The following is a 4685-nucleotide window of genomic DNA, read 5'->3' on the forward strand; positions in this document are numbered from 1 at the left end:
CCCCACCTCGTACGACGACCCATCCCCCACGTCCAACACGCACGACACCCCATCCCCATCCGGATCCACCACCCGCCACGCGAACGTCACCACCGACCCCACCCCCACCTCCGACGGACTCACCGACAACGACTCCACCACCGGCGCACCGTTCGGGCGGGCGTCCGTTACCGGTGAAGCGTCGTTGCAGGCCACGAGGGCCCACCCGAGCACCAGGCCGGCGAAGCCGGGTCGAGGCCTCCACAGGCGTACGTCCCGTTGGGGGCCACGCGCCATCCACATGATCCGAAGAGTGACACCAACGCGCAACGTCGTTCAACGTGCTCGGCTGAACGGCACCGAATGGCATCGCTGCGGGCACGGTCGTTCGGGCTCTCGGCCCCCCTCCGTGCCGTAGAGCACGTCAACACCTTCCGCAATCTAGGCACGACCAAACGACGGCCCCACACAATCCGACGACCTCCACGAAGCCAAGCACCTCCACCAACGCTCGAAGCCCGCCCCCACCGACTCCTCCGGTTCCCACCACCGACTCCGCCACACCGTTCCGCAACGCGCAAGCCGACGCCGCGCCTACATCCACGATGACGACACCACCACCGTCACCGAATGTATCGACGCCATCCACACACGACGAAGGGAACTACCCAAACCACGTGGGCCCCCACCAGAAGGACTATTGCGGGCACTGTCCCCAATCCGGAAACTTTTCGGGAGAGCCCGAAAACGCGGCAAGCCTCGAAAAATCGGTTGGTGTCGTATCGATTTGGCTTACACACCAGGAAGACACATTTTGGTCGAAGGATTCGGCCTCGTTGAACATATGGTTCATGTTCGTCACCTTGCTCGTGTGCCACTCGCCAATACCCTTATTGAATGCTTCGGCGTCGAAGAACATATAGGCCATGTCCGTCACGTCGCTCGTGTCCCACTCCCCAATCTCCTGGTTGAATGCGTGAGCACGCCCAAACGAACTCCTCATGTTCGTGACACTACGTGTATCCCAACCTCCAACCTTCTTGTTGAACCTCTTGGCGCCGTAAAACAGTCCCTCCATGTTCTTCACGCTCGACGTATTCCAGCTGCTCACGTCTCCATTGAACGTCTCGGCCTCGTAGAACATGTTTTTCATCGTCGTGACGTTCTCCGTATTCCAACCGCCAATCTCCTGATCGAAGGCAGTGGCCCCGAAAAACATCCCTTCCATATCCGTCACGCTGACCGTATTCCACCCGCCAACATCCTGGTTGAACTTTCTGGCTTGAAAGAACAGATGGTCCATTTTCGTGACCCCACGCGTGTCCCAATCCCCAATGTCCTGATTGAAGGAGGAAGCCTCGAAAAACATGTAGCTCATGTCCGTCACGCTGCTCGTGTCCCAATCCCCAATATCCTGATTGAAGTCAGTTGCGCCTTCGAACATTGCTTTCATGTTGATTACACGGCGTGTGTCCCAACCCCCAATATCCGAGTTGAAGTCCGTATCCTGGAACATGTAGCTCATGTCCGTCACGCTGCTCGTGTCCCAACCCCCAATATCCGAGTTGAAGTCCGTATCCTCGAACATGGAGCTCATGTCCGTCACACCACTCGTACACGTGGAACCTGCATTCGAAGCGGTAATCGCCGATTGCCTACGCTTTGTATACGTCACGCCACCCACCACGCCTTCGTCCCCAAAGTCCGCGGTCTCGCACTTGATCGTGACGCCGTTCTCGGCAAGGTAGAACGCGGAAACCGACACGCGAATCGCATCACTCGTCGACGCATCGAACGAACTCGTTGCCGAGATCGTCGTGCTCCCCACCGCTACCGCCGTCACCAACCCACTTTCATCTACCGTCGCCACACCCGGATCGCTGCTCTCCCACACGACCCCAGCATCCGCGTCCCCATTCGTGGACACCGTCACCGACAACTGCGCTGAACGATTCACGCCGACACTCGTCGGCGACACCTGATCGATCGACACGCCATCCACCCCGGCCGACGCCGTCACCGTCACCTCAACCGAGTCCCGCTTCGACGCATCGAACGTGCTCGTCGCGGAGATCACTGCACTCCCCGGCGCAACCGCCGTCACCATCCCGCTCGGACTCACCGTCGCGACGGACGCATCGCTGCTCGCCCACACCACCCCCGGATCCGCCCCCCCACTCGCGGACACCGTCACCGACAACGCCACGGAACCCCCCGCCGTCACCGACACCGCGTCCTCCTGGTCGATGCGCACCGCAACCACCGCCGGATCCTCCCCCACCGAAATCACGATCTCAGCCGACACCCCCGAGTCCGCCACGGCCTCAGCACGCACCGTCGCCTCACCCACCCCCACCGCCGACACGACGCCCGACGCATTCACTTCAGCCACCGAGGGCGCCGACGACGACCACACGACATCCCGCGAGACATCCCCCACCACCTCCACCTCCACGTCCAAGGCGAGACGATCGCCCACGCCCGCGCCCACCGAATCCCCCTGCACAATCCTCACGCTCTCGACCGAACCACCGTCCGGCGCGGGCGAGCCGCCCGGCGCCGCCGTATCCTGAGAACACCCACTCAACGCGAACAATCCAACGAGGACCCACACCACGAAACGCCACATCAACACGCTACGCACGACGAAACACCGTTCCTTTCGCAATCGCAGGAATACCTTTACGGGACGCAACTGGCTTTCGTCGCGCGGTACCATCCACGAGACGAGCAAGACGCGCCCCCACCGCGGCAACCGCACCCAAACCCAACGAACACCCCTCCCGAAGGTTCGTATGCAACGCATCGAACGGAGCCGACTTCACGAATGCGTGAGCCGCCCCGCCCGGACTCTTCAACCGAGGAAACGACCGACTCGACGGACGCCCACACCGTGCCCTCCCCACATCCACGCACGCGAGATCCGGCGCGTGAATCGCCCGCTTCACCGGCACCCTGCGTTCCCGAACGATGGCCACATCGTGTGGACGGGTGCACGCCATCCACGGCGTGGCAACGGCCGACGGCTTGCCTTCAAACCCATGAAGATCGACAGCAGACGACCCGCAACCGCACCCGGCCGCATCGCGCTTACCCCAACGGGAGACCGCAAACCCAAAGCGCGTACCGCATCCCAACGTCACGTCACGCCAATCGCGAGCAAACGGATCGCATTGCCCGCACGTACACCGAACCACGTCGCGAAGCTAACACCGAACGTCGCAACAATCAAACGCGACCGTGAACACGCGCGATGCTTTGGTCGTTCTGAAAGAGGCATTCGCGCGCCGACGATTCAACATGGCGAATGTCACAGATGGTACGTCCACACGGAGTCACCGCCCCTACCCATCCCGACGAAATCACCCCCTCGCACGCGGCGCGCCCCCGAAGCCCCCGACCCCCACGCCGTCACGTCCACCCCACGAACCCGCCCACGCCCATCCCCCACGCCGGGCGATCCTTCCCCCCCACCCCGAACAGCCCACCACAACGTGCCCGGACGACCGCCACGCCCCGCAAAGCCCACCACAACGCACGCACGTGCAGGATTCATGCGGACACTCCCGGAACCCCCTCCGGACACACCCTTCACCGACGGGTCGTGGGTTCGAGCCCTTCGTGCGGCACCCCCCCACCCCCAAGCCCCGTCCAGGACGAGGCTTCTCTCGTTCCACCATGCATATTGAGCGAGGCCTCGGTCCGCGACGACGGCGCCCAAGCTCACGACACCGTCCCTCGCATCGGAGCGCCCCCACGCCGAGCGACCCCACGCAACGTCGAGACGCGTTGATTCCCGGGGGGCGGCGCTAGGGCTGGGTTCGTTCGCCACACCGGCGTTGCGGAGGGGCGGAGCGTGGCGTGTCGGGAAGCTACCCGACCGCTCTGTCGGTCGTCTTCTCCCGTGCGCGCCGGGACCGGGGGTTCCGCGCCCCCCATCGATGGGGCAAAATGCGGGTGCGCGGCGTGCGTGGGCACGTCCGCCCGGGAGGTCGTCGATGATCCGCTGGTCCCTTGCGCGCCCCTACCGGTTCGGGGGACGCCTCCCCCGCCTCGAGTTCGTGCTCTTCATGGCCGCGACGTACCTCGCGTACGTCGGCCTCGCCGAAGCCCTCCGGGCGCTCGCCGCCTGGGTGCACGCGTCGGGATTCGACCTGCCGGGCGACGTCGTGGCGTTCCTCGTCGTCCCCGCCTACGGCGCGGCGCTGCTCGCCGCGATGGGGTTCCTCGCCCGTCGCCTGCAGGACGCCGACCGCGCCGGCGCGTGGGCGGTCCTGGTGATCGTGCCCTACGCCAACCTGGCGCTCCTCGCCCTCGCCGCGGTCGCGCCCCCGACGCGCGGGACGAACCGGTTCGGGCCGGACCCCAGAGGGGCCGACGCGCCGACCCCACCCCCACACGCCGACGCCTGAGCCGGGACGGCCTCCGATCGACCCCGCGGGTCGGGACGCGACCCAGGTCTTGCGTCGTGACGCCGTTTTGTGACGGTCGACGCCGTCGTCGATCGGACCCTGGACGTCGTCGTTGCATACGCGACCGCACCCCGCTTCGCGGTCGGCATCGAAGGCGACCGGTCCGCGCTGACGTCGCACGTTCGCGTTCAGCCGTCCGCCGGAACGGCGGTGCGGTACCGTCACCGCCACGGCGTGAACCGCGCCCGAGGAGGCCCCATGCCCGCGCCGTCCCTGCTGCCGACCGACCTGCGT

Annotated in this window: 3 protein-coding genes; 2 read left to right on the forward strand and 1 reads right to left on the reverse strand. The window is 65.1% G+C overall.

Features of this window, described 5'->3' with window-relative positions:
- Positions 1-676: 676 nt before the first annotated feature.
- Complete coding sequence (locus RI554_06865) at positions 677-2623, reverse strand: BspA family leucine-rich repeat surface protein (protein MDR9391735.1); 1947 nt, start codon at positions 2621-2623, stop codon at positions 677-679.
- 1354 nt (positions 2624-3977) lie between these two features.
- On the opposite strand from RI554_06865, the gene RI554_06870 reads away from it, so the two are divergent.
- Complete coding sequence (locus RI554_06870) at positions 3978-4391, forward strand: DUF805 domain-containing protein (GenBank protein MDR9391736.1); 414 nt, start codon at positions 3978-3980, stop codon at positions 4389-4391.
- Positions 4392-4460: 69 nt separating this feature from the next.
- Positions 4461-4685, forward strand: a 225-nt coding sequence (locus tag RI554_06875; protein MDR9391737.1) for a hypothetical protein, incomplete at its 3' end; no start/stop codon positions are given.

It is taken from the genome of Trueperaceae bacterium (assembly GCA_031581195.1).
In the GTDB taxonomy this organism is placed as follows: domain Bacteria; phylum Deinococcota; class Deinococci; order Deinococcales; family Trueperaceae; genus SLSQ01.

Coding starts and splice junctions, on each gene's coding strand:
- RI554_06870 (MDR9391736.1), top strand. CDS start 3,978: ATGATCCGCTGGTCCCTTGCGCGCCCCTACCGGTTCGGGGGACGCCTC.